This is a genomic window from Bradyrhizobium sp. SEMIA, from assembly GCF_014844175.1.
Taxonomy (GTDB): Bacteria; Pseudomonadota; Alphaproteobacteria; order Rhizobiales; family Xanthobacteraceae; genus Bradyrhizobium; species Bradyrhizobium arachidis.
The window spans coordinates 6,692,028-6,711,194 of sequence record NZ_CP046601.1 but is presented as its reverse complement, the minus strand read 5'-3'; the positions used below and the strand labels follow the sequence as shown (position 1 = coordinate 6,711,194).

Annotated in this window: 21 protein-coding genes and 1 pseudogene; 6 read left to right on the top strand and 16 right to left on the bottom strand. The window is 62.0% G+C overall.

From position 1 onward, the window contains the following. Window positions 1–3: 3 nt before the first annotated feature. The 10 genes and pseudogenes from FOM02_RS32360 to FOM02_RS32310 form a co-directional block, all read right to left on the bottom strand. The gene (locus tag FOM02_RS32360) at window positions 4–1,110 is read right to left on the bottom strand and encodes an efflux RND transporter periplasmic adaptor subunit (RefSeq protein ID WP_084334200.1); all 1,107 of its coding nucleotides are present in this window, start codon (window positions 1,108–1,110) and stop codon (window positions 4–6) included. A gap of 13 nt (window positions 1,111–1,123) precedes the next feature. Next, window positions 1,124–2,204: pseudogene (locus FOM02_RS47310) on the bottom strand (calcium:proton antiporter). A 342-nt stretch (window positions 2,205–2,546) separates the two neighbouring features. Next, complete coding sequence (locus tag FOM02_RS32345) at window positions 2,547–3,845, bottom strand: glycosyltransferase (protein ID WP_027564358.1); 1,299 nt, start codon at window positions 3,843–3,845, stop codon at window positions 2,547–2,549. Between the two features lie 249 nt (window positions 3,846–4,094). Next, window positions 4,095–6,272 carry a PQQ-dependent dehydrogenase, methanol/ethanol family gene (locus FOM02_RS32340; protein ID WP_084334966.1) on the bottom strand — a complete coding sequence of 726 codons (2,178 nt, stop codon included), beginning with the start codon at window positions 6,270–6,272 and terminating at the stop codon, window positions 4,095–4,097. Between the two features lie 444 nt (window positions 6,273–6,716). Continuing rightward, window positions 6,717–7,415, bottom strand: a complete 699-nt coding sequence (locus tag FOM02_RS32335; RefSeq protein WP_051378033.1) for a hypothetical protein — start codon at window positions 7,413–7,415, stop codon at window positions 6,717–6,719. Between the two features lie 21 nt (window positions 7,416–7,436). Continuing rightward, complete coding sequence (locus FOM02_RS32330; protein WP_027564357.1) at window positions 7,437–7,928, bottom strand: hypothetical protein; 492 nt, start codon at window positions 7,926–7,928, stop codon at window positions 7,437–7,439. Window positions 7,929–8,116: 188 nt separating this feature from the next. Then, window positions 8,117–8,359 (bottom strand): hypothetical protein, encoded by a 243-nt coding sequence (locus tag FOM02_RS32325; RefSeq protein WP_027564356.1) that lies wholly within the window; start codon window positions 8,357–8,359, stop codon window positions 8,117–8,119. Between the two features lie 196 nt (window positions 8,360–8,555). Next, entirely contained in the window at window positions 8,556–9,197 is a 642-nt protein-coding gene (locus FOM02_RS32320) for a glutathione S-transferase family protein (RefSeq protein ID WP_027564355.1), read from the bottom strand. Window positions 9,198–9,272: 75 nt separating this feature from the next. After that, window positions 9,273–9,746, bottom strand: a complete 474-nt coding sequence (locus FOM02_RS32315; protein ID WP_027564354.1) for a cupin domain-containing protein — start codon at window positions 9,744–9,746, stop codon at window positions 9,273–9,275. A 270-nt stretch (window positions 9,747–10,016) separates the two neighbouring features. After that, window positions 10,017–11,090 (bottom strand): TauD/TfdA family dioxygenase, encoded by a 1,074-nt coding sequence (locus FOM02_RS32310; RefSeq protein ID WP_027564353.1) that lies wholly within the window; start codon window positions 11,088–11,090, stop codon window positions 10,017–10,019. Window positions 11,091–11,406: 316 nt separating this feature from the next. Between FOM02_RS32310 and FOM02_RS32305 the strand changes: the two genes are divergently transcribed. From FOM02_RS32305 to FOM02_RS32290, 4 genes are all read left to right on the top strand, one after another. Next, a complete protein-coding gene (locus FOM02_RS32305) occupies window positions 11,407–11,622 on the top strand; it encodes a dodecin family protein (protein ID WP_027564352.1) in 216 nt (71 codons plus the stop codon). Window positions 11,623–11,785: 163 nt separating this feature from the next. Then, on the top strand, window positions 11,786–12,097 hold the full coding sequence (locus FOM02_RS32300; RefSeq protein WP_027564351.1) for a hypothetical protein: 312 nt from the start codon (window positions 11,786–11,788) through the stop codon (window positions 12,095–12,097). Between the two features lie 130 nt (window positions 12,098–12,227). Next, complete coding sequence (locus FOM02_RS32295; RefSeq protein WP_167336525.1) at window positions 12,228–12,404, top strand: hypothetical protein; 177 nt, start codon at window positions 12,228–12,230, stop codon at window positions 12,402–12,404. Further along, window positions 12,331–12,765, top strand: a complete 435-nt coding sequence (locus FOM02_RS32290) for a GcrA family cell cycle regulator (protein ID WP_322596921.1) — start codon at window positions 12,331–12,333, stop codon at window positions 12,763–12,765. Before FOM02_RS32295 ends, FOM02_RS32290 begins: the two co-directional genes overlap by 74 nt. 49 nt (window positions 12,766–12,814) lie before the next feature. Here FOM02_RS32290 and FOM02_RS32285 read toward each other — a convergent pair whose 3' ends face one another. Further along, window positions 12,815–13,384 (bottom strand): pyridoxamine 5'-phosphate oxidase family protein, encoded by a 570-nt coding sequence (locus tag FOM02_RS32285; RefSeq protein ID WP_027564349.1) that lies wholly within the window; start codon window positions 13,382–13,384, stop codon window positions 12,815–12,817. Between the two features lie 99 nt (window positions 13,385–13,483). On the opposite strand from FOM02_RS32285, the gene FOM02_RS32280 reads away from it, so the two are divergent. Together FOM02_RS32280 and FOM02_RS32275 are read left to right on the top strand one after the other, a co-directional pair. After that, a complete protein-coding gene (locus tag FOM02_RS32280; protein WP_027564348.1) occupies window positions 13,484–14,287 on the top strand; it encodes a helix-turn-helix transcriptional regulator in 804 nt (267 codons plus the stop codon). Between the two features lie 195 nt (window positions 14,288–14,482). Further along, window positions 14,483–15,337: an alpha/beta fold hydrolase gene (locus FOM02_RS32275; RefSeq protein WP_051378035.1), complete on the top strand. Its 855-nt coding sequence runs from the start codon at window positions 14,483–14,485 to the stop codon at window positions 15,335–15,337. Window positions 15,338–15,429: 92 nt separating this feature from the next. Here FOM02_RS32275 and FOM02_RS32270 read toward each other — a convergent pair whose 3' ends face one another. The 5 genes from FOM02_RS32270 to FOM02_RS32250 are packed head-to-tail and all read right to left on the bottom strand — an operon-like array spanning window position 15,430 to window position 19,015. Further along, window positions 15,430–16,200 (bottom strand): sulfite exporter TauE/SafE family protein, encoded by a 771-nt coding sequence (locus tag FOM02_RS32270; protein ID WP_027564346.1) that lies wholly within the window; start codon window positions 16,198–16,200, stop codon window positions 15,430–15,432. Then, on the bottom strand, window positions 16,197–17,453 hold the full coding sequence (locus FOM02_RS32265) for a CCA tRNA nucleotidyltransferase (RefSeq protein WP_027564345.1): 1,257 nt from the start codon (window positions 17,451–17,453) through the stop codon (window positions 16,197–16,199). The genes FOM02_RS32270 and FOM02_RS32265 overlap by 4 nt, the downstream gene beginning before the upstream one ends. Window positions 17,454–17,463: 10 nt before the next feature. Then, on the bottom strand, window positions 17,464–17,727 hold the full coding sequence (locus tag FOM02_RS32260; RefSeq protein ID WP_027564344.1) for a DUF6111 family protein: 264 nt from the start codon (window positions 17,725–17,727) through the stop codon (window positions 17,464–17,466). Beyond that, window positions 17,724–18,407, bottom strand: a complete 684-nt coding sequence (locus tag FOM02_RS32255; protein WP_027564343.1) for a CoA pyrophosphatase — start codon at window positions 18,405–18,407, stop codon at window positions 17,724–17,726. The genes FOM02_RS32260 and FOM02_RS32255 overlap by 4 nt, the downstream gene beginning before the upstream one ends. Next, window positions 18,404–19,015 carry a DUF1285 domain-containing protein gene (locus FOM02_RS32250; RefSeq protein ID WP_027564342.1) on the bottom strand — a complete coding sequence of 204 codons (612 nt, stop codon included), beginning with the start codon at window positions 19,013–19,015 and terminating at the stop codon, window positions 18,404–18,406. Before FOM02_RS32250 ends, FOM02_RS32255 begins: the two co-directional genes overlap by 4 nt. Window positions 19,016–19,167 lie beyond the last annotated feature (152 nt).

The window sequence follows — 19,167 nt, the reverse complement described above, 5'->3', positions numbered from 1 at the left end:
TGCTTACTCCTGCACGGGAAGAAGCTTCACTTTTTGCCCGTCAAACAGATAGGAGACGCCGGCAGACGCAACGATGTCTCCCTCGCTCAGACCTTCGGTGACGATCAGGCGATTGTCGCGAACGCCTCCGACGACGACCTTGCGCTTGAGCACCGTGGAGCTCTGGCCGTCATAGACAAACACCGTCGCAGGTCCCTTGAGTTCCTTGCCGCCCTCCGGCGCCAGCACGCTGATAGGCACCAGAAAGCCGCTTGGCCCACCGCTCAAGGGATCCTCGATCGTGACTTCGACCGACATTCCGGCATTCAATCCGGTAACGTTGTTGTCGAGCCGGACGACGGCTGGAAAGGCCGACACCTGCTCCGCTTTGGATCCGAGCTCTCTGATCTCCCCGGTCACGGAAACGTCGGGCAGGTCCGCGACCTTGACGCCGACATGCTGACCGACTTTCAGATTCTGAAAGGTCGGTGCCGGCACCAGGAAGGACATCTCGAAGCGGTCATCGCTGTACAGAGTGAGGATCGGCTGTCCGGCCGCAACCTGCGCGAATGACTTCGTGTCCACGCGCGCGACCGTGCCCGAGAACGGTGCGAGAAGCTTGCTGCGGTCGAGATTGTGACTCGCGAGATCAAGCTGCCGCTTCGCTTGGTCCACCTGCGCCCGGGAGGTCAGCAGCGCCGCTCGCGATTGGTCGAATATGGCCTGGGTCGTAACCCCTTTTTTGAGCAGGTCCTCCTTGCGCTGGAAATCCGCCTCTGCGTTGTCGAGCTGTGCCTGCGCCTGCTGCACGCCGGCGCCCGCCTGCTCGACCTGCGTCTGCAGTGAGCGGGGATCGATCTCAGCCAACACATCGCCCAAAGACACCTTCTGGCCGACGATGAGGGTGACCGCTCTCAGTTGGCCAGCGATCTCGAACGACAGGCTGCTGACGTCCGCCGGCTGCAGGACGGTGGGAAAGCGGCGAACACGGCTCCCGGCTGTCGTCGAGACCTTGTAGGCGCGAAGTCCGCGCAAGGGCTGGTCGGTGGCGGCCTGCTGCTTCTCGCTACAGCCCTGCAAACCAAAGACGACGAAAGCGCAGATGACGAGTCGAGAAGACGGTCGACGCATGGCTCTGCTCCGTTCATGGCGCGACAGCAAAGAACATGAACGCGGCGAAAATCATCAAATGGACGATGCCTTGAAGCACCGTGGTTCTGCCGGTGCCGAACGTAATCACGCTGATGAACAAAGTTATGGCCAGCAGGGATTGATCTTTGGAATCCAAACCGAGCTGCAGGCGCTGTCCGAGCACAATCGAGACCGCGGCAACGGCCGGAATGGTCAGGCCGATCGTCGCCAGGGCCGATCCCAGGGCAAGGTTGAGGCTTGTTTGCAACCGATTCATTTGCGCGGCTCTCAATGCCGCCAGGGCCTCGGGCAGCAACACAAGCGCTGCAATGACGACCCCGACGACGGCCTTCGGCACATCGAGGCGAGTGATGGTCAATTCAACCGTGGGGGTGAGAGCCTTCGCGAGCCCGACGATGCCGACCAGAGAGACCATCAGGAGGCCCGCGCTGAGCAGCGTCGTCTGCACAGACGGCGGATGCTCATGTATCTCCTCATCGTCGGTCTTGACCGGAAGAAAAAAAGTCGCGATGCCGCACTGTCTGAACGAAAACGAAAGCGCCGTACAACACCAACGACACGAAGCCCGCGAAAACCAGTTGCGGCGTCGTATAGGCCGGCCCGAGTTCCGCTGCCGCATAGTTGGGAAGGATCAGGGCAAGAAAGGTGAGGGCCGCCAGCACGACGAGCGCCGCGCTTGCCCCCTGGATCTGAAATCCCTGCTCGCGATGCCGGGCGCCCCCCATGAGCAGGGACAGGCCGACAATGCCATTGCACACAATCATCACCGCAGCGAAGACCGTATCGCGTGCCAAACCTGCCTTTTCAGCCGGAGCCGCGATCATCACCGAAACGATCAGCGCGGTCTCAATTGTCGTGACGGCCAGAGCCAGGACCAGAGTCCCGAACGGCTCGCCGACACGGTGAGCGATCACCTCCGCATGGTACACGGCCGCGAACACGGCACCGAACAGCGCAATGCCTGCGAGCGCGGAGACCAATCCGCCGGCACCGAGTACGAGCGCGAGTAGAAGTACGAGCCATGAGGCGACCGGCCACGCCCACGTCCACCAGCTAGTCCGTGCTGCACTCATCCGCACCCTCGTGCCCAGCTTTGCCCGCCGAGGATAATGCTGAACGATATCGTTGGAACCGCTTGATCTAAGTCAATGCAGCGCGGAAGTCCGCTTTGGGTCATGAACCGCCGATGACGGCCATACGAGGCGACTCCCGGCCTGCGCTCAGAAGCCGACGTCAACGAGCACGAGGCTCAATCCGCGATCCGGATGCAAACGCCAATCGGGCCGGGGCCGGATCGCAGACCCGCTAGGCTGCTGTTGCCCACAAATTCATGGCTTTCCGACACGGATCGCAATCTTGTCTGTCAGCTTGGCGGAGCAATGGTGTCGGGTACAAAATCCGTCGGCACCGAACCGTCAGGCAGATTTGCGAAGCGGCAGCCTGTTCGGTTGCTGTCTCGCCGCACGGCCGGTGGCGGCGATCGCCTCCATCTCCTCGACCAGGCTGGACCGATCGATATCGGCCTTCATGGCTTCGCCGAGGAGACCGGCTGCCATCCTGAATCGCGGCTCTGCGATCAATCGGTTCACCGCCGCGGCAATGTCCGCTACGGAGGCGGTTGGCGGCAATTGAAGCCCTGCCCCCTTCGCCTCGATGCGCGCGGCGTTGGCGGCCTGGTCCCGCCCCATCGGCAGAATGAGCTGCGGCAGTCCGTTGATGAGTGAGCGCGTGGTCGTTCCGTGGCCGCCTTGCGATATCACCACGGACACATCCTTCATCACCAGGTCGTGAGGAGCGCCCCGGACCAGATGCACGTTCTTCGGAGCCCTGAGATCGGCGACGTCCAGATTGGGACCGGCCGTTGCTAGGGCATCGACCTCGACCGCTTCCATCGCGTCGAGAATGCGCTGAAACATGTCGCGCTGACCTTGCGCGCCGGTGCTGCATGCGATCAGCGCGGGAGGACGACCCGACCGGGCCGACCATGGCGCTCGCCACGCCTCCGTCTCCAGAGACTTGGACCAGTTCGGGACATCGAGCAGCGGTCCGACATAGCGGAGATTGTCGGGCAGCGTGTCGGCCTGGAAGTCGAACGCCCGGCTGGTCGCAAGCAACAGCCGGCTGGCGCGATCGAACAGGTCGAAGACATCTCTCAGCGGAAATAGACCGAGATCGGCGCGTGCGCGATTGAGATCGGGCAGAAATGCATTGATCGTTTCGGCCTGCCTGACATTGGCCACGTCGACCTCGGCGCGCTGTTCCGGCGTCTTCGGTTGGGTCAATCCGCTGGTGGCCGGCGGCACTCCCGGCAGGGGCCGAAGGCTGACATGAGGCGACAGCAGAGCGAACGGCAGGCCGGATGCCTCCGCCCCCAGCGCGCCGCCAAACAGCACGTCAAGCACGAGAACGGCATCCGTCGGTACGCGGCCGATCTCATCGCGAAGATCGGCCGCATAGAGCACGGCCGGATCGAAGATGGCCCGGCGGAAAAAGTCGTTTATGTCCGAGACATCGACCGGATCCGCAGCCGTTCCGGTCGGAGCGCGGCGCCATGTGACGAATGCAAAGCCGGAGGCCTCGACTTCAGAGCGCATCGCCGGATCCGCCATCACCCGGATGTGGTGTCCGTTCTGGCGCAACCGCCGCGCCGCAGTCAGCATCGGGCTCAAATTTCCGAGCGTTCCCCACGACGCCAGCAGAAAATCATACGACATTGGCGAGCCCTTCCGTCACGCTGGTGAAATTGGCTTGCGATCCATCCTGGGCGCAGGCGTCCGGACGGATGCTTGGCCGCACTGGCCACGACAAGAATGAAGCACCACGCGCTACTGAAGGATGTCTCTTCAGGCCGGGATGGTTACAGCTGTAAGGGGAGGACGAGCGCTTGTCGGCGCAAAGCGGACATTTGAGTTGATGGCCGCAGGCGGACATTCGCATGTCTGCCTGCCGCACCTGTTGGCTCATCACCTGATCTTTGGCCTGATGGCGTCGACCGTTCCCTGGATGAAGGCCTGGAGCTTGACGACGTCCCCTTCCGTCAGCTTGCCGCTGAAATCCGGCATGCCCTGATCGCGGAATGGCCCGTGGAAGAGGATGTTCCTCAGATTGGCGATCTCGTCAGCGCCGACATAACCGAGATTGATGATGTTGCCGCCGCGGCCGACACCGGGCACGCCGTGGCAGGCGACGCAGGCCGCCTCGACATAGATCTCTCCACCTTTCTTGATATCGTTCGGATCGTACTTCACGCCCTGGAGCAGACCTTCGGTCTGATATTTGACGAACGCCGGCAGCTTCGCCGTGCCGCCGAGCGCGTATGTGTAGATCGTTCCCGGGTTCTGGTACTCGGTCACGCGATGCGTAAGGCCGTAGGAGCCGCCCCAGCCGACCGCAATCGAGATGTATTGTTTGTCGTCGACCATGTAGGTTGCAGCGGCCGCCACCGCACCGGTCCCGGTCGGGATTTCCCACAGCTTGGAGCCGTTTGCTGCGTCATAAGCGACGAAGCGGCCATCCGCCGTGCCCTGGAAAACCAGATTGCCAGCGGTGGTCAGCGTGCCGCCATTCCACGGCGACACGTGCTCGACGCGCCAGACTTCCTTCTGATTCACGGGATCCCAGGCGAGCAGACGTCCGAATGGGGTCGAGTTCGGCGGGTTGAAAACGAAGCCGATATTGCCGCCCAATATGCCGCCGAGCTTGCCCGGCGCGGCGGCGTTCTGCACGAATGACTTTTCCGGCGTCAGATTGACCGGGATGTGCTGCGCCGGAAGGTAGACGAGGCCGGTCAGCGGATTGAACGACATCGGCTGCCAGTTGTGAGCTCCGTCCGGTCCCGGAATGGACTCGTATCGATCTGCGTCGCGCGCAGCTGGCAACTCAATAGGCCGTCCGTTGGAATCGTATCCGGTCGCCCAATTCACATCGACGAAGTTCTTCGCCGAGATGAACTTGCCATTGGTGCGATCGATGACGAAGAAGAAGCCGTTCTTCGGCGCGTGCAGGATCACCTTGCGCGGCACGCCGTCGATCTTGATGTCGGCCAGGATCATCGGCTGGGTCGATGTATAGTCCCAATTGTCGCCGGGCGTTTCCTGGTAGTGCCAGATATACTGCCCCGTGTCGGCGTTTAGCGCGACGATGGAGGCGAGATAAAGATTATCGCCACCCGACGGACTGCGAAGCTTGCGATTCCAGGGACCGCCGTTTCCGGTGCCGACGTAAACCATGTTCAGATCGGGATCGAATGTGATCGTGTCCCACGGCGTGCCACCGCCTCCGTTGACCCAATATTTGCCTGAGGGATCCCAGGTCTTCGCCGCGGCTTCCATCGAAGCGTCCTCGAACGGCTTCGACGGATCCCCGGGCACGGTGAACCAGCGCCAGAGTTGATTGCCCGTCTCGCTGTCGTACGCCGTGATATATCCGCGCGCACCGTATTCGGCACCACTCTGGCCGATCACGACCTTGCCGTTGAAGACGCGAGGCGCGCCGGTGATCGTGTAGGAATGCTTGTGATCGATCAGCGTGTCCTTTTCCCAGAGCTTGGCCCCGGTCGCGGCATCGAGCGCGATCAAGCGTCCGTCATAGGCGGCAACGAAGACCTTGCCCTTGTAAAGCGCGAGCCCGCGGCTGACAGTGTCGCAGCAACCCCGATAGCCCTTGGACCGGTCGACGCCCGGATCGAACGACCAGATCTTTGTCCCGGTCCGTGCATCGATGGCATGGACCACGTTCCAGGGGGCCGGCTGATACATGATGCCGTCGACGACGAGAGGAGTTGCCTCGATCCCGCGCGAAGATTCGAGATTGTAACTCCAGACGAGCCCGAGCTCCCTGACGTTGTCGGTGTTGATCTGATTGAGCTTGCTGAACCGCGTTTCCGCATAGTCGAGGCCGACGGTCGGCCAATCCCAGGATGTTTTCGTATTGGCTTTGATAAAGTCGCCGTCGACTCTCGAAGTTTCCGCCTTGATGCGGTCCGGCGTCGCGCTAGTCGCGGTCTGCGCCAATGCACTGGAAGGCAGGGAAAGACCCAAAAGAGCAAAAAAGACGCTGAGCTCACGGAAGGCAATCTGAATCCTGAACCGGTCGCCCGAGGTTTTTTCAGGCCATTGGCACTCTGCGTTGGATCGTTCCATGCCTCACCTCCCGTGCACGTCGAGACCACGATGCGCGCGCATGCACGCGCCCGCTTCCGTTGATATGAAGCGTCGAGCCTCGCTCGACGGTGCTACTGAAGCGTTTCAGTCCCGGCATTCCCGATTGCAGTTGTAAGAAAGCGTCCTGCGCCGGACAGAGGCGACCGATAGCTGCAAGCGAGCCCGTGGCGGCAACACGTTTCAGGTCGCCGAGCTCAAGCGATCAAAGCGATTGCGCCAAAGCATGATCCGGAAAAGTGCGAAGCGGTTTAGCCTTGGTCAACCGTGACGACGGGGGCCTAATAGCTGGTGGAAAGCGGCAGCCTCTGTGCGATAGCACGAGGCTGATGAATGGAGAGGTTCAGATCTGGGATGATCCGTGAGCGGCTTGGCGTGAAATCCTGGGCGGACCCTGTGATTTCATCCTCGCCTTCGCCAAGCATGTCACTTGCCACCGGCAAGAATATTGATCGCGCTGCCGGCTATCGCGGTCAACGAGACAACTGAGATCGCCGCCTGCAGGAGCATCAGCAACTTGGCGCGGCGCGTCAGTGGCAGCACGTCGGTTGGACTGAACGCGAAGCTGGTCGTGAACGCGACGAACAGATAATCAGCATAGAGTGGGGACCACGATTCATAATGTGGCAAGCTGCTCCCCCGCTGCGGAAACAGAAAATCCCATGGCTCACCGGCCCGTGTGACCTCCTCGACTCCCGGGGGATCAATAATCCAATACCAGATTGAAAAAATCAAAATGTTCGACACCGCCATTAGCCCGACGTCGAGCAGAAGCGTGCGGACCGCCGGCGAGCCGGAACCGAACAGGGTGGCAATAAGGCCGCTCGTCTGGCCCAGCAGTCCCAACGTGAACCATGCGTTGACAAGAATGATTAACTGGAAAAGCGCACGTTTGAGTTTGAAGAGCCACAATATGCTCAGCGCTGTAACGAGGCCAAATCGCAAGACAATCAGGCCCTTTCCGAACAACGACACATCACTCGGCAGAAGGCCCCGCAAAGCGCCCAGCGTCATCGTGTAGGAGATGGCGCCCTGCGCAAGAGAGGTGGCAAACAAGATCAGCACAACCATCGTGAGGCTAGTGCCGCGATTGCGCAAGAAAGACTTCATTGCTGGCGCGAACATGGGGCTTGATCTGCCGGTTGATCATGGCGGCTTTCCTGGTTGCCTTGCAATGGCTGCGATCAACTGCATGACATCATCGACAGACTCTTGCACGCCATGAACTTTCCCACTCGCAAAACCGAGTTCAGCATTTGTGCCGGGAATTTGACTGTCAAACCTAACGGTGGTTACTTGTGATACGTTGACGTAGATCAGCAGACCGCTAGGTTCAGTCAATTTGATCCAAGACATTTCGCCACGTTGTCCGACTGTGACTAACCGCATGACTTCGTCGACGTTCTCCTGCACGCCCTGAATTTTCCCGCTGGCCAAACCGAGTTCGGCGTTAGCACCGGAAACTTGAGTGTCAGATCTGATGTAGGTTATCTGCGCTACGTTGATATGAACCGGCTTCCCATTAGGTTCGGTCAATTTGAGGGAGCCCAGCCGGGAGATGTTTGCCTGCTGCGCGCGGGCCGAGCGCGACCACGCCGCCGCGCCGCTGATCAACCCGAGAAATTGCCGTCGCCGCATCCCTCGCCTCGCGATCAGAGTGCGATAGTGTAGCTGGCCAGAACCGGCGCTTGGAAGACGTCGGCATCGGTTGAATGAGGTATATTTGGAGATACCGACTTGGTGTCCGGGTAGGGTCACAAGCCGCCGACGACGGTTTGAGCTTGCGAGCCGAAATTATCAGTACGAGGTTCGATCTACGGTCCTGGCTAGACGGGGTAGCGCCACCGCAGAACGCGACGGACGACAACCAGAGCCAGGACATTTGCTGGAAGGCCAAACCAGAGCATCATCGGGACCGACAACGCGATGCAAGCATGGATCAGGTAGATGAGCTGGCCGATCAGGCCGGCAAGGAGCCCAACTCTGATCCAGCCCAGCCACGTTCGCGGCATCCAATCGTCGGACTCGCCGATCAGATATTCAGAAAACCATCCTGACAGAAATTCCATTGCTCTGCCCTAAAGCATGATCCGGAAAAGTGCGAAGCGGTTTTCCGAACAGATCATGCTCAAACGACAACCTAAAGCGCGATGACGATTCATCCCAATCTCACCGCGCTTTAGCACACGATTCGTTGAGGACTCGCATCAATATTGATCCAGGCCTTCTCGTCAGCGCGGAGCCACACCCGGATTGAAGCGAGCGCTACAATCCCGGTGATCTCGCCGCCCAGGCCTTGGTGGCCTGGCAGCTTTCCATCGCTCGGGCGTAGGCAGGCCGTGCCGTCGTGCGGGCGAGATAGTCCCGCTCGGTCGAACCGGGGACGTAGTTACCGGTGCGCAGGCCGAGCAGGAGGGCGTAGCTCACCGAGATATCGGCAGCAGTGAATCGGTCGCCGGCGAGATAGGGGCAATCCGCGAGGCGGCGGATAACCAATCCCAGCCGGCTCTCGAAGGTCTCGAATGCCCAGCGGGTCACCCGGGCATTTCGCTCGGCTTCGGGCGCCAGTTGGCGACCGACAAGGACGGTGTTCATCGGCCCGGCGAGCCCGGCCTCGCCCAAGTGGAGAAATTGCAGATAGGACGCGAAGGCGGGATCGTCCGGGGCGACGGCGAGCGAACCTGAGCCGTGGCGGGCGAGCAGGTACTCGAGAATCGCAATCGATTCGACCATGATCGTCTCGCCGTCCTGCAGTGCGGGAATGAAGCCGGCGGGGTTGATCGCGAGGAAATCGCGATCAATCTCGGCTGCCAGCAGATCGACCGGGCGCAGCCGATAAGCCAATCCCAATTCCTCGAGCAGCCAAACAACACGGAAGCCACGACCTTCGCCATAGACGGTGAGCATAGTTGAGCGTTCCTGGATTTGGGCTAGATATGGCCGGCAGCGAACATTCAGGCCGAGGCGTGCGCCACCACTCACCTACTTCTTCGCTTGTTCAATCCTGATGGTGCTGCTCGGACCGATACTCGTCGCCTGAAGAACGACCTCGCCGTCCTTTGCCATCGCGTAATGGGAGATTTTCGCCGGTTCAATCAAGAACGAGCCGGGTGGGTATGCCTTGAACTTGCTTTCATCCCACTCATCGCCGTTCGCGTAATAGAAGGTGCCGGACAGAACGACGGCGGTTCGCGTCTCACCGTGCCAATGCGGCATGATCTTGAAGCCAGCCGGGATTCTCACCCGCTCCGAAAGCATGCCCGCCTTTTTCGGGTCGCCATACAGGACAGCGATCCCCACCGCTCCGGCGGGTCCCTCGAAATGAATGTCCTGGGGAAGCGTTGCGACAACCGCATCCTGGGCAAGAACCGGCGTCGATCCGCCCAGCGCGAGAGACGCCGCAGCCGCAAGGCTAATCAATGAAGGTGCCAGCCTTGTGGAAATCGCGAGCGTCATGTCTCGATCCTTTCTGGGTCGGCGGTTGCCGGAAGGCTAAGCTACACCACGGGCCTGACGCAGAAATATGGCAAGCCTGATCCTGCAAGCGCGCGGCCAAAGCCGCACTCGTGCAGGTGGAAGAAGACCCGGACGAGGAAGAGGACGACGATTAGTCGGCACGGATGAGATCGCATCCTGCCTGGATTGGAGCCCCATGCTCCGCCGCGCCTGATGTCCGCTCTGTGCCAACAGCAGCGCAATAGCGGACATCGCCGGACGCCTCGATCGTCAATCCAACGGAACGTTCAGGCTGGTGGCTTTGGTGATAATGCCGCCACGGTTGCCGATCTCGATCGAACCATAGCGCTGCTTGAAGCAATCGGGCAGCGGGCGGTCGCCTTCCATGCTGAGCCAAAGGCGCAACAGATGACGCTTCTGGCTTGCATCGGGCCAATCGCGGAATCCGGTCCGATCGTGCAACAAGGCATGATTGTAGACAAACTGCATGTCACCCGGCTGAAGCCGCATGCCAAAATGCAGCGCGGGGTCATTTGCGAGCGCGTCGAACAGATCGAGAGCCTCGACGTGAGCTGTCGTCAGTCTTGGCGCATCGGGAAAGCGCTGCGCACTATCGATGTACTGGCGCTGATAGAAGCCGGTCAGGAACCCCGCATGCCAATTCAGCACCGGGATTTCGAGATATGGCTTTTCGTTCTCAGGCACCTCGCCGCGCCGGTCCGTCGCGATGGGATCGAACAAGAGGGCGGCAAGGTCGGGACGCCTGTCGAACATCTCGTTGTAGATGGTCGACGTACTGACAAGGAGAGAATCTCCTCCCTCCATCGCCTCGCGAATGCATAACAGGCCAACCACGTCGGACGAATCCGTGTGGAATGTTTGTCGTTCCGACGTTTGATAGATGCGGGTATTGGGATCCCTCGCATCGGCGCCGATGTCACGGACGTGACCGAGAATATGACCCGCTGCATTCTGGGACCGCGCCGATCCGAGATGCGCGCCCACCCCGCAAAAGATCGTCGCGGCAAACTCCTGGCTGTATCTTGCCACAGGCAAGCCGCGGATGACTTCGAAACCCAGGCCAGCCAGCAGCGTTGTCTTGAGCTCTTCCAGGTGCGCACCGAGGCGGGGAAGCGGAAAGCTTTCCTTGGTGATGTCGGCGATTTTCGTGGTCCGGCCAAGATAGGATTCCGCCGCGCTCTCAAGCTCCGCGATCTCGCTGGCCCCAAGCGATATCAGCCATCGATCAGGATGGGCCTTCATGTCGGCGCCAAGCCAGGCCGATGGGATATCGATCTTCCCGGGCGGGCGATTGATCCCGCTGGGCACTGAGACCACATTCATATCGTTGGCTCCTGGCAAGATTGGCTGTCAGAACAGGCGTCGGACCATCGACATCGACGGTATTGCGCCGACCGCTTGCTTGCAACTTGGCCAGGCACTCTCGTAGAGGCACGACATTTTTAGAGGCACGACATTTTGTCGGCGATTGAACTGGATCGTCCTGCGATCCGGGTCGGATTGAAAAGTGACAGCCAATCGGACGTTTTTCAGTCTACCCGCCGTGAGATGGCGCTGGTCCGGCCGCGGCTACGGGTGCGGTATCGGCCTCGTGAGCCTGATGCTAGATTTCCCGGGTCACACCGGACAGGAGGACGACATGCCCGATAGCGTCTACAAAGTCATAGAACTGGTCGGTACCAGCAGCGACTCGTGGGAGAAGGCGGCCGCCAATGCGGTCGAGCAAGCTGCAAAATCGCTCCGAGACCTTCGCGTCGCAGAGGTCATCAAGCTCGATATGCAACTGGATGAGAAGGGAAAAGTTGAGGCCTATCGCGCCAAGCTCAACGTATCGTTCAAATTCGAGGGCTCCTGAGCCTCGGCATCCTCGCCCCGCTTTGCGGGGCGAGGATGGCTCATCGGAACAAGGCGCTGCGGTCCGCCGAACAGGGCAGTGTAAGCCATCTCGGAAGTAGGCCCTAGTCTGATCGGGACCGATATGTTTTGATGCGTGGGGGTGTGTGGCGCGTGGTGACCTCATGTACATGGTCATTCGCAAGTACACCAAGGTTCGTTCGGTAGCGGACGCTGCCCGCCGCGCCAAGAGCGGCGTCGGCGAGATCCTGAGGCAATCGCCCGGGTTCAGATCTTACCATGTGCTGGATGCCGGCGACGGCGTTGGTATCGCCGTGATGATATTTGAGGACCGCGAAAGCGCCAACGCAGCGAACGCCAAGATATTGGCGTTCGTTCAAGCAAGTCTACCTGACCTCGATCTCGGAGTTCCCGAGATCTTCGCCGGTGAGGTTTTGGTGAACATGGAGCCTGACGGGCCTTCAGGCATAAGGTAGCCACGTCACCGTTGCGTGGCGGATGCCGCCCGGACCCCCGTCGCGCTTGCGGCGACCGCGCCTCCGAGCATCTGCATGTCGTCAACCAGGAACGTGCGACTGCGCTTTCCTTTCGAGGAGCAGCAACAACATGAAGCAACACACCTCCGAAGCACTTTTCACCCCAGCGAACGGCTGGACACCGCTCGTGCTTATGGGCACGGCGATGCCGCCAAGAGATCCCGACGAAGACGATGAGGACGAAGACGACGAAGAGGAAGATGACGCTGACGAACCGGCGGTCGTGCGCGAGCCGGACGAAGACTAGACTAGCGCGCTCGCCGATCGGCTTTATAATGTCTCCCATGGGCTGGGACGCGAAAGACATAGCGCTCCTCAAGAGGCTCTGGTCCGCAGGACAGAGCGCGGCGGAGATTGCGCGCCGTCTCGGGTGCAGTCGTAACGCGGTCTGCGGCATGTTGACCCGTCAGGGCCTGAAGCGCGGCCGCAAGCCGCCTACAGCAAGGCCCAAGATAAGGCCGCCCCCGAAGCTGATGTCATCGGCAGCCTGCACCAATCGGGTCGCACAGAAGGTGTCGCGGAAGACAGCCGACAGGCGGCAGCCGAAGGAATTCAGCAAGCAGCAGCTCTATGCCATTCTGGCTGAGGCGGTCAAAAACACTGGCTAGGAGCTGGCCGCGACCGTGGTCGCGCTCCCGCGGAATGCAACCTTGCCTGTCAGCTCGGCGGAACCATGCTGTCAGGTACAAAGTCGGTCGGCAGGCCGTCGATGCTCTTCATGTTCTTCAGACGCCAGTATTTTCGCAGATTGTCGACACCCTGCGCCATCCAGTAGCGGACGAGGCTGCCGCGCTCCTGCTTGTAGTCGAACAGCGGCACGCCCATGCCGCACGAGGTCTGCACGAGGTCGACCGCAAGACGCACGATCTGGCGGGCGCCCGCAACTTCCTCGAACTGCGGAACGAGATCGGCATATTCCGGCGTGCCGCGCATCAGCGATCGGCCCTGGCCATAGAGTCGCAGGATCATCGGAGGACCATCGAAGGCGCAAAACATGATGGTCAGCCGCTTGTCATGCGAAGCCATCAGATGCGCGCGGGTCTCGCTGCCGCTGCCGGTGCAATCGAGATAGGCGACGTCGGTCTCCCCGAGCACGCGGAATGATGACAGGCCCTTGGGCGAGACGTTGATGCGTCCTTGCGGCGGGGCGCTGGCGACGAAGAAGATTTTCTGCCGCTCGATGAAAGCCCTGTGCTCCGGCTCGATCCCAGCGAATTGCTTGCCCATGCCCGGCCATCCTTTGCTCAGCGAAGACGTCGAGACAAAGAGCTAGCACGTCATATGTACCGGTTTAAGGATACATCTTATCCTGGTATAAAGACCACCATGACAGGACAAGACCCGATCGCTCCGGCGCTCTCGCTCAGCGCGTTCCTGCGGGCGCTCCGGGAGCGCCAGTCTCCGGCAGAATTCGGTCTCGCCGCCGGGCCGCGACGACGCACGCCGGGCCTGCGGCGCGAGGAGGTCGCGCAGCTCTGCGGATTGAGCGCCACCTGGTACACCTGGATCGAGCAGGGGCGCGATGTGTCGGTCTCCGCCGCGACACTTGCGCGCCTCGCACGCGGATTGCGCCTGTCGCGCGCCGAGCGCAGCTATTTGTTCGAAGTTGCCGGCAAGCGCGATCCCGAGCGGCCGGACAGCAGGGACGATCCGCCCGAGGCGGTGCTGGCCTGCGTCGATGCGATCGATGGTCCCGCCTACATCCTCGATCGCAGCTGGGGCGCGCGGCGCTGGAATGCGAAAGCGTCCCGCCTGTTCGCAGGATGGCTCGATGCCGACGGCGAGAAAAACCTGCTGCGCTACATCTTCCTCAGGCCCGAGGCACGAACGCTCATCCGCGACTGGCCCTCACGCGCACATCGCGTCGTCGCAGAATTCCGTGCAGCAGTGACGGGCTACTCCGACGATCCGGATATCCGCCGGCTCGTCGACGAGCTGAGAATTGCAAGCTCCGATTTCGCGCGCTGCTGGGAGACCCAGGGGGTTCTGGCGCGCGAAGGCGGCGAACGTGCGTTCGATCATCCGGCCATGGGAGTGCTGCACTATCAGCAGGTGTCGCTGTCGCTCGCGGGCTGGCCGGATTATCGGCTGACGATGCTGCTGGCTGCACCGGCGCTGCGCGAGCGGTGATTTGGGCCGGCCAAACCCGCCGATCGAGGAAATTAGAATGAAACGGTCGCCCAAGATCCACTTGCGGACATAGCCGGGCATCCGCTGATGTGACTTTTGGGCCAGAAGTGGACACTATGGCCTGCCTGTCTCCTTGGAACGTTATCGCTTCAGCTCGGTTTTGCCCGCGTGACATCCGTTCCAGGTCGAAGCCTCATGAAAACTGTCGATCAGCTTGACGAACATTGGCGGCTGCAAAATCGTTTCGATTTTCGGGGACACTCGATTGCTTGGGATTGCATCGGAAATGGTCCGCCCGCCGTCCTCTTACATGGTACTCCATTTTCGTCGGTCGAATGGCGGCGGATTGCTCCTCTGCTTGCACAGGAACGCCGCGTATACTACTTCGACATGCTGGGATACGGTCGATCCGATATGCCGAACGCTGACGTGTCGAGAGGCATTCAAAACCGTCTCTTCGCAGCCCTCTATGAACATTGGGGCATCGGTACTCCGGATATCGTCGCACACGACTTCGGAGGATCCACTGCTTTGCGGGGGCATCTGCTCGACGGGCTTGAATACAGATCGCTTACTCTAATAGACCCTGTGGCAATCAGCCCTCAAGGATCAGCGCTTGTTCAATCAGCCAAGCAACACGAGGACGTCTTCTCTAATCTGCCAGCCTATGTCCATGAAGCTATCTTGCACGCTTACATCGACGGCGCGGTTGCCAAGGCCCTGCGTACTTCCGACATGTCGTTATATTTGCGCCCGTGGCTTGGTGATGAGGGTCAAAAGGCATTCTGGCGGCAGATTGCGCAAATGGACGACAAGTATACGCAGGAGATCGAGTGGCGTTACAGAGAGATGCGCTGTCCCGTTACGCTTATTTGGGGAGAAGAAGACGAGTGGTGCCCGCTGTCGGACGGAGAGGAGCTGTCGCGCCGGCTCTCGGCTCCGTTGATGATCGTTTCCGGAGCGAAGCACCTTGTTCAAGAAGACGCCCCGGAAGCAGTCATCGCCGGCGTGACGCGATTTTGGCGTGCCGTCGTCCGCTGTGGGTCATAAACCGCCGATGACGGCCAAGCCGGGCCACCTTCGATTTGCGCTCGGAAGCCGACGTCTGTGCACACACGCCCCTGACGAGCTTCGATCCGCCTCTACGCGACGAGCTGCCTCGCCGCCGCCGAGATCATCACCAGCCCGCCGGTGATCACCGCGACATCGAGGATCGCGGCGTGGATGTGCACCGGCATCCGCTCGACGAAGGCCTTTGCCAGGAAGGCCCCGGGGATCGCGATGCCGCCGATCAGGAGCGCGAAGGCGAGCACCTGCGCCGTCACGGCGCCGGCGAAGCCGAACACGGCGATCTTGATGAGGCCGGTGCCGAGCGAGATCATCGCATCGGTCGCGATCACGGCGGCGCCTTCGAGGCCGGCGGCCATCAGGAGCGAGAGCAGGATCACGCCCGACCCGGACGTGCCTCCGACCAGCACGCCGTAGCCGACCGAGCCCGCGGCAAGGCCGGTGTCGCCGATCCTGACCTCGCGACGCCGTAGCACGCGGCGCAGCGGCACGCTCAGCATCAGCATGGCGCCGATCACGATCGCAGCGCCCGCATTGGTGAGGCGCGTATAGCCATAGGCGCCGAGCGCGGTCGTGAGCGCGGCGCAGGCGAGCACGATCAGCGCGCGGCGGCGGTCGGCATAGCGGACATAGGCAAGGGCGCGGCTCGCATTGGTCAGCATCGCGGAGATCGCGATGATCGGCACCACCGGCTCGGCGCCGACCAGCGGCACCAGCACCAAGGGCATCAGCGCGCCGGTGCCGTAGCCGGCAAGACCACCGATGATCGAGGCAAACAACGCCATCATCGCGACCAGCAAAAGCTGAAGGATCGAGATGTCGGCGAAGCCTGAGACGATGGTCAATTTTTCTGATCGCGCGTGATGCGTGCCGCAGCTTGATCGGCGATGGAAGCGAGTGCGGCTTCCTCTAGGGGAAAATCCGCCGCAAGCCAAGCGTCCTCGGCGAGCGTCAACACATGTCCAAGCGCGGGACCTTCGGCGAGACCACGCGCGATGAAATCGGCTGCCTTCAGCGGAAATTTCGGCGCGGTCCAGCGCTGCGGCAGCTCGGCGAGCGCACGCCAGCGCGACGAGCCGGTATCGCCGCCGTCCCGCGCCCAGGCCAAGAGCACGCGATCGTGATAGCGCTCCGCGCCGAGCCGGTAGAGCAGCCGCCGCGCATGGGCCTCGTCCTTGGCGGCGAAGCGCCACCAGCGATGGCCCATCGAGTCCAGCGCCTTGGCCTCGGCATTGGAGAGCCGCAGGCGCGTCGCGACGCGCTTGGCGTCTTCCGTCACGGCGACCGTCAGCGCGGCGAGGCGCCGCGTAGTGCTTGCGGCGAGGCCGAGCTCGCGCTCGAGCGCGATCATCGCCGAGAGCGGGCCGGTATAGGCAACGCCGCCGGTCAGCGCCTGCAACAGGCCGCCATCGGTCATCGCCAGCGCGGCGGCGGATGCGCCTGATGCCACCAGCAGCTTCAGCATCTCCATGCGCACCCGCTCGGCCGACAGGCTGGCCAACCCTGCGCGGCCGCGGATGCAGGCGAGATAGCCGTCGCGGTCGGGCTCGCCGGCGCCGAAGGCGGCATGGATGCGGAAGAAGCGCAGGATGCGCAAATAGTCCTCGGCGATGCGCTGGTCGGGATCGCCGATGAAGCGCACGCGGCGCGCCTTGGCATCGGCGATGCCGCCGACATGGTCGTAGACGACGCCTCTCGCATCGACCGACAGGCCGTTCATGGTGAAGTCGCGCCGCTCGGCGTCCTTCACCCAGTCGCGGCCGAACGCGACCCTGGCCTTGCGGCCGAAGGTCTCGGTGTCCTCGCGCAGCGTCGTGACCTCGTAAGGATGCCCGTCGATGACGAGAGTGACGGTGCCGTGGTCGACGCCGGTCGGCACGCTCTTGATGCCGGCCGCCTTGGCGCGGCGGATCACCTCGTCCGGGAGCGCCGTGGTCGCGATGTCGATGTCACCGGGCACGAGGCCGAGCAGCGCGTTGCGCACGGCGCCGCCGACCACGCGCGCCTCCTCGCCATCGGCATTGAGCAATTTCAGGACGCGTGCGGTGCCACCGGAGGTCAGCCAGGGCGCTTGCGCAAGTAACGGCTCCGCGGTCATCGGCCCGCCCCTATCGTTCCACGCCCGGCACGAGCCTGCCGTTCTCGATATGGGCGGGCGTGTAGGTCGAATCCGGCGCCGCGCCGGAGAAATGCGCAAGCCCGACCAGGCCTGCGATCACCAGCACCAGTGCCGCCAGGACGAGGCGCGCGACGACCGTGACCGGCCAGGACGATTGCACGAACAGGCCGGAGCGGGTGGCGGCCAGGAACAGCGCATAGACGGCAAAGGGGATGAGGAAGATTCCGATCTCGGTCAGAACCGTCCGGATCATGATGAATAGATCCGCTCATACAGCACACGCAGCATTCCGGCCGTCGCACCCCAGATGTAGCGCTCCGCGAACGGCATCGCGTAGTAGAACCGCTCCATGCCGCGGAATTCCTTGCTGTGCACCTGGTGGTTCGCCGGGTTCATCAGGAAGGATAGCGGCACCTCAAAGGCGTCATCAACCTCGGAATGGTTGATGGTGAGCTCGAAGCCCGGCCGGACCCTCGCGACCGTCGGCAGGATGCGGAAGCCGAAGGCGGTGCCGTAGAGATCGAGATAGCCGATCGGCTCGACGAAGTCCCTGGACAGCCCGACCTCCTCCTCGGCCTCGCGCAGCGCCGCATCGAGCGGCGAGGAATCGGTCGCGTCGATCTTGCCGCCGGGAAAGGCGATCTGGCCGGCATGGTCGTTGAGATGGGCCGAGCGCTGCGTCAGCAGGATGGTCGGCTCGGGACGGTCCACCACCGCGATCAGGACCGCCGCGGGGCGCACCGGCTGCTCGCGCGCGATGATCTCCAGCATCTTGTCGGTGCCGGGATCGCCGGAGGCGGGAATGATGTTGGGATCGTAGAGGCCGGGCGGCACGTCGAAGCCGAGCCTTGCGCGCGAGCGGGCGAAGAAATCCGCCGCGCCGATCGCGACGGGCTCACGCTCGGGACCGCTCTTGGAGATAGGCTTGTTCAAAGCGCGGCCCTCACCTGCTCCGCGTCGGCCATGGCGAAGAACTCGCCGGCCGACTCGACGCCGAACATCGGCTGACCATCGACCATCCGCTCCTCGCCCATGTCAACCAGATCGTAGTAGAGCGCGCGGGTCACCTTGGCCCAGAGGTCGGCGCGGACATGCAAATAGGGCGTCAGCCCGCCGTCCTCGGCCTGCTCGAAGCGCAGCCGGTGCGCGGCATCGCATGTGACCCAGTCGTCGACATTGGTGCGGAAGCTCAGCACGCGATGGTTGTCCTCGCCGCTCTTCAGCATTTCGACCGCCATGAACGGCGCGTCGTCGACGCGGATGCCGACCTTCTCCACCGGCGTGACCAGGAAATGCTTGTCGCCCTCGCGCTTGAGGATGGTCGAGAACAGGCGCACCAGCGCGTGACGGCCGATTGGCGTCCCCATGTAGAACCAAGTACCATCGGAAGCGATTCGGATATCGAGATCGCCGCAAAACGGCGGATTCCACAGATGCACCGGAGGCAGGCCCTTTTTGGCGCCTTCGGCACTGGCAGCACTTTTGGCGGCGGCAGTCAGCCCCTCAAGACCGCGATCGGCACTCTGCCCTTGGTTCGCCATGGTTTGCCCTGACTTTGTCATTTGGCACGAATGTCTTTTGGCACGATTGGTGCAGGTCTACGTTGTAGTCGGGCGCTCGGTTCCACCCCGGATTAGTCCGGTGCGGAGGTCGCCACTTCGTGATGCCGTACATAACCCGAAGCCGATAAGGT

Coding starts and splice junctions, on each gene's coding strand:
- FOM02_RS32260 (WP_027564344.1), bottom strand. CDS start 17,727: ATGATCCGGACGGTTCTGACCGAGATCGGAATCTTCCTCATCCCCTTT.
- FOM02_RS32320 (WP_027564355.1), bottom strand. CDS start 9,197: ATGCTCACCGTCTATGGCGAAGGTCGTGGCTTCCGTGTTGTTTGGCTG.
- FOM02_RS32265 (WP_027564345.1), bottom strand. CDS start 17,453: ATGACCGCGGAGCCGTTACTTGCGCAAGCGCCCTGGCTGACCTCCGGT.
- FOM02_RS32300 (WP_027564351.1), top strand. CDS start 11,786: ATGTACATGGTCATTCGCAAGTACACCAAGGTTCGTTCGGTAGCGGAC.
- FOM02_RS32340 (WP_084334966.1), bottom strand. CDS start 6,272: ATGGAACGATCCAACGCAGAGTGCCAATGGCCTGAAAAAACCTCGGGC.
- FOM02_RS32315 (WP_027564354.1), bottom strand. CDS start 9,746: ATGACGCTCGCGATTTCCACAAGGCTGGCACCTTCATTGATTAGCCTT.
- FOM02_RS32345 (WP_027564358.1), bottom strand. CDS start 3,845: ATGTCGTATGATTTTCTGCTGGCGTCGTGGGGAACGCTCGGAAATTTG.
- FOM02_RS32335 (WP_051378033.1), bottom strand. CDS start 7,415: ATGTTCGCGCCAGCAATGAAGTCTTTCTTGCGCAATCGCGGCACTAGC.
- FOM02_RS32295 (WP_167336525.1), top strand. CDS start 12,228: ATGAAGCAACACACCTCCGAAGCACTTTTCACCCCAGCGAACGGCTGG.
- FOM02_RS32360 (WP_084334200.1), bottom strand. CDS start 1,110: ATGCGTCGACCGTCTTCTCGACTCGTCATCTGCGCTTTCGTCGTCTTT.
- FOM02_RS32285 (WP_027564349.1), bottom strand. CDS start 13,384: ATGGGCAAGCAATTCGCTGGGATCGAGCCGGAGCACAGGGCTTTCATC.
- FOM02_RS32290 (WP_322596921.1), top strand. CDS start 12,331: ATGAGGACGAAGACGACGAAGAGGAAGATGACGCTGACGAACCGGCGG.
- FOM02_RS32280 (WP_027564348.1), top strand. CDS start 13,484: ATGACAGGACAAGACCCGATCGCTCCGGCGCTCTCGCTCAGCGCGTTC.
- FOM02_RS32330 (WP_027564357.1), bottom strand. CDS start 7,928: ATGCGGCGACGGCAATTTCTCGGGTTGATCAGCGGCGCGGCGGCGTGG.
- FOM02_RS32250 (WP_027564342.1), bottom strand. CDS start 19,015: ATGGCGAACCAAGGGCAGAGTGCCGATCGCGGTCTTGAGGGGCTGACT.
- FOM02_RS32305 (WP_027564352.1), top strand. CDS start 11,407: ATGCCCGATAGCGTCTACAAAGTCATAGAACTGGTCGGTACCAGCAGC.
- FOM02_RS32310 (WP_027564353.1), bottom strand. CDS start 11,090: ATGAATGTGGTCTCAGTGCCCAGCGGGATCAATCGCCCGCCCGGGAAG.
- FOM02_RS32275 (WP_051378035.1), top strand. CDS start 14,483: ATGAAAACTGTCGATCAGCTTGACGAACATTGGCGGCTGCAAAATCGT.
- FOM02_RS32325 (WP_027564356.1), bottom strand. CDS start 8,359: ATGGAATTTCTGTCAGGATGGTTTTCTGAATATCTGATCGGCGAGTCC.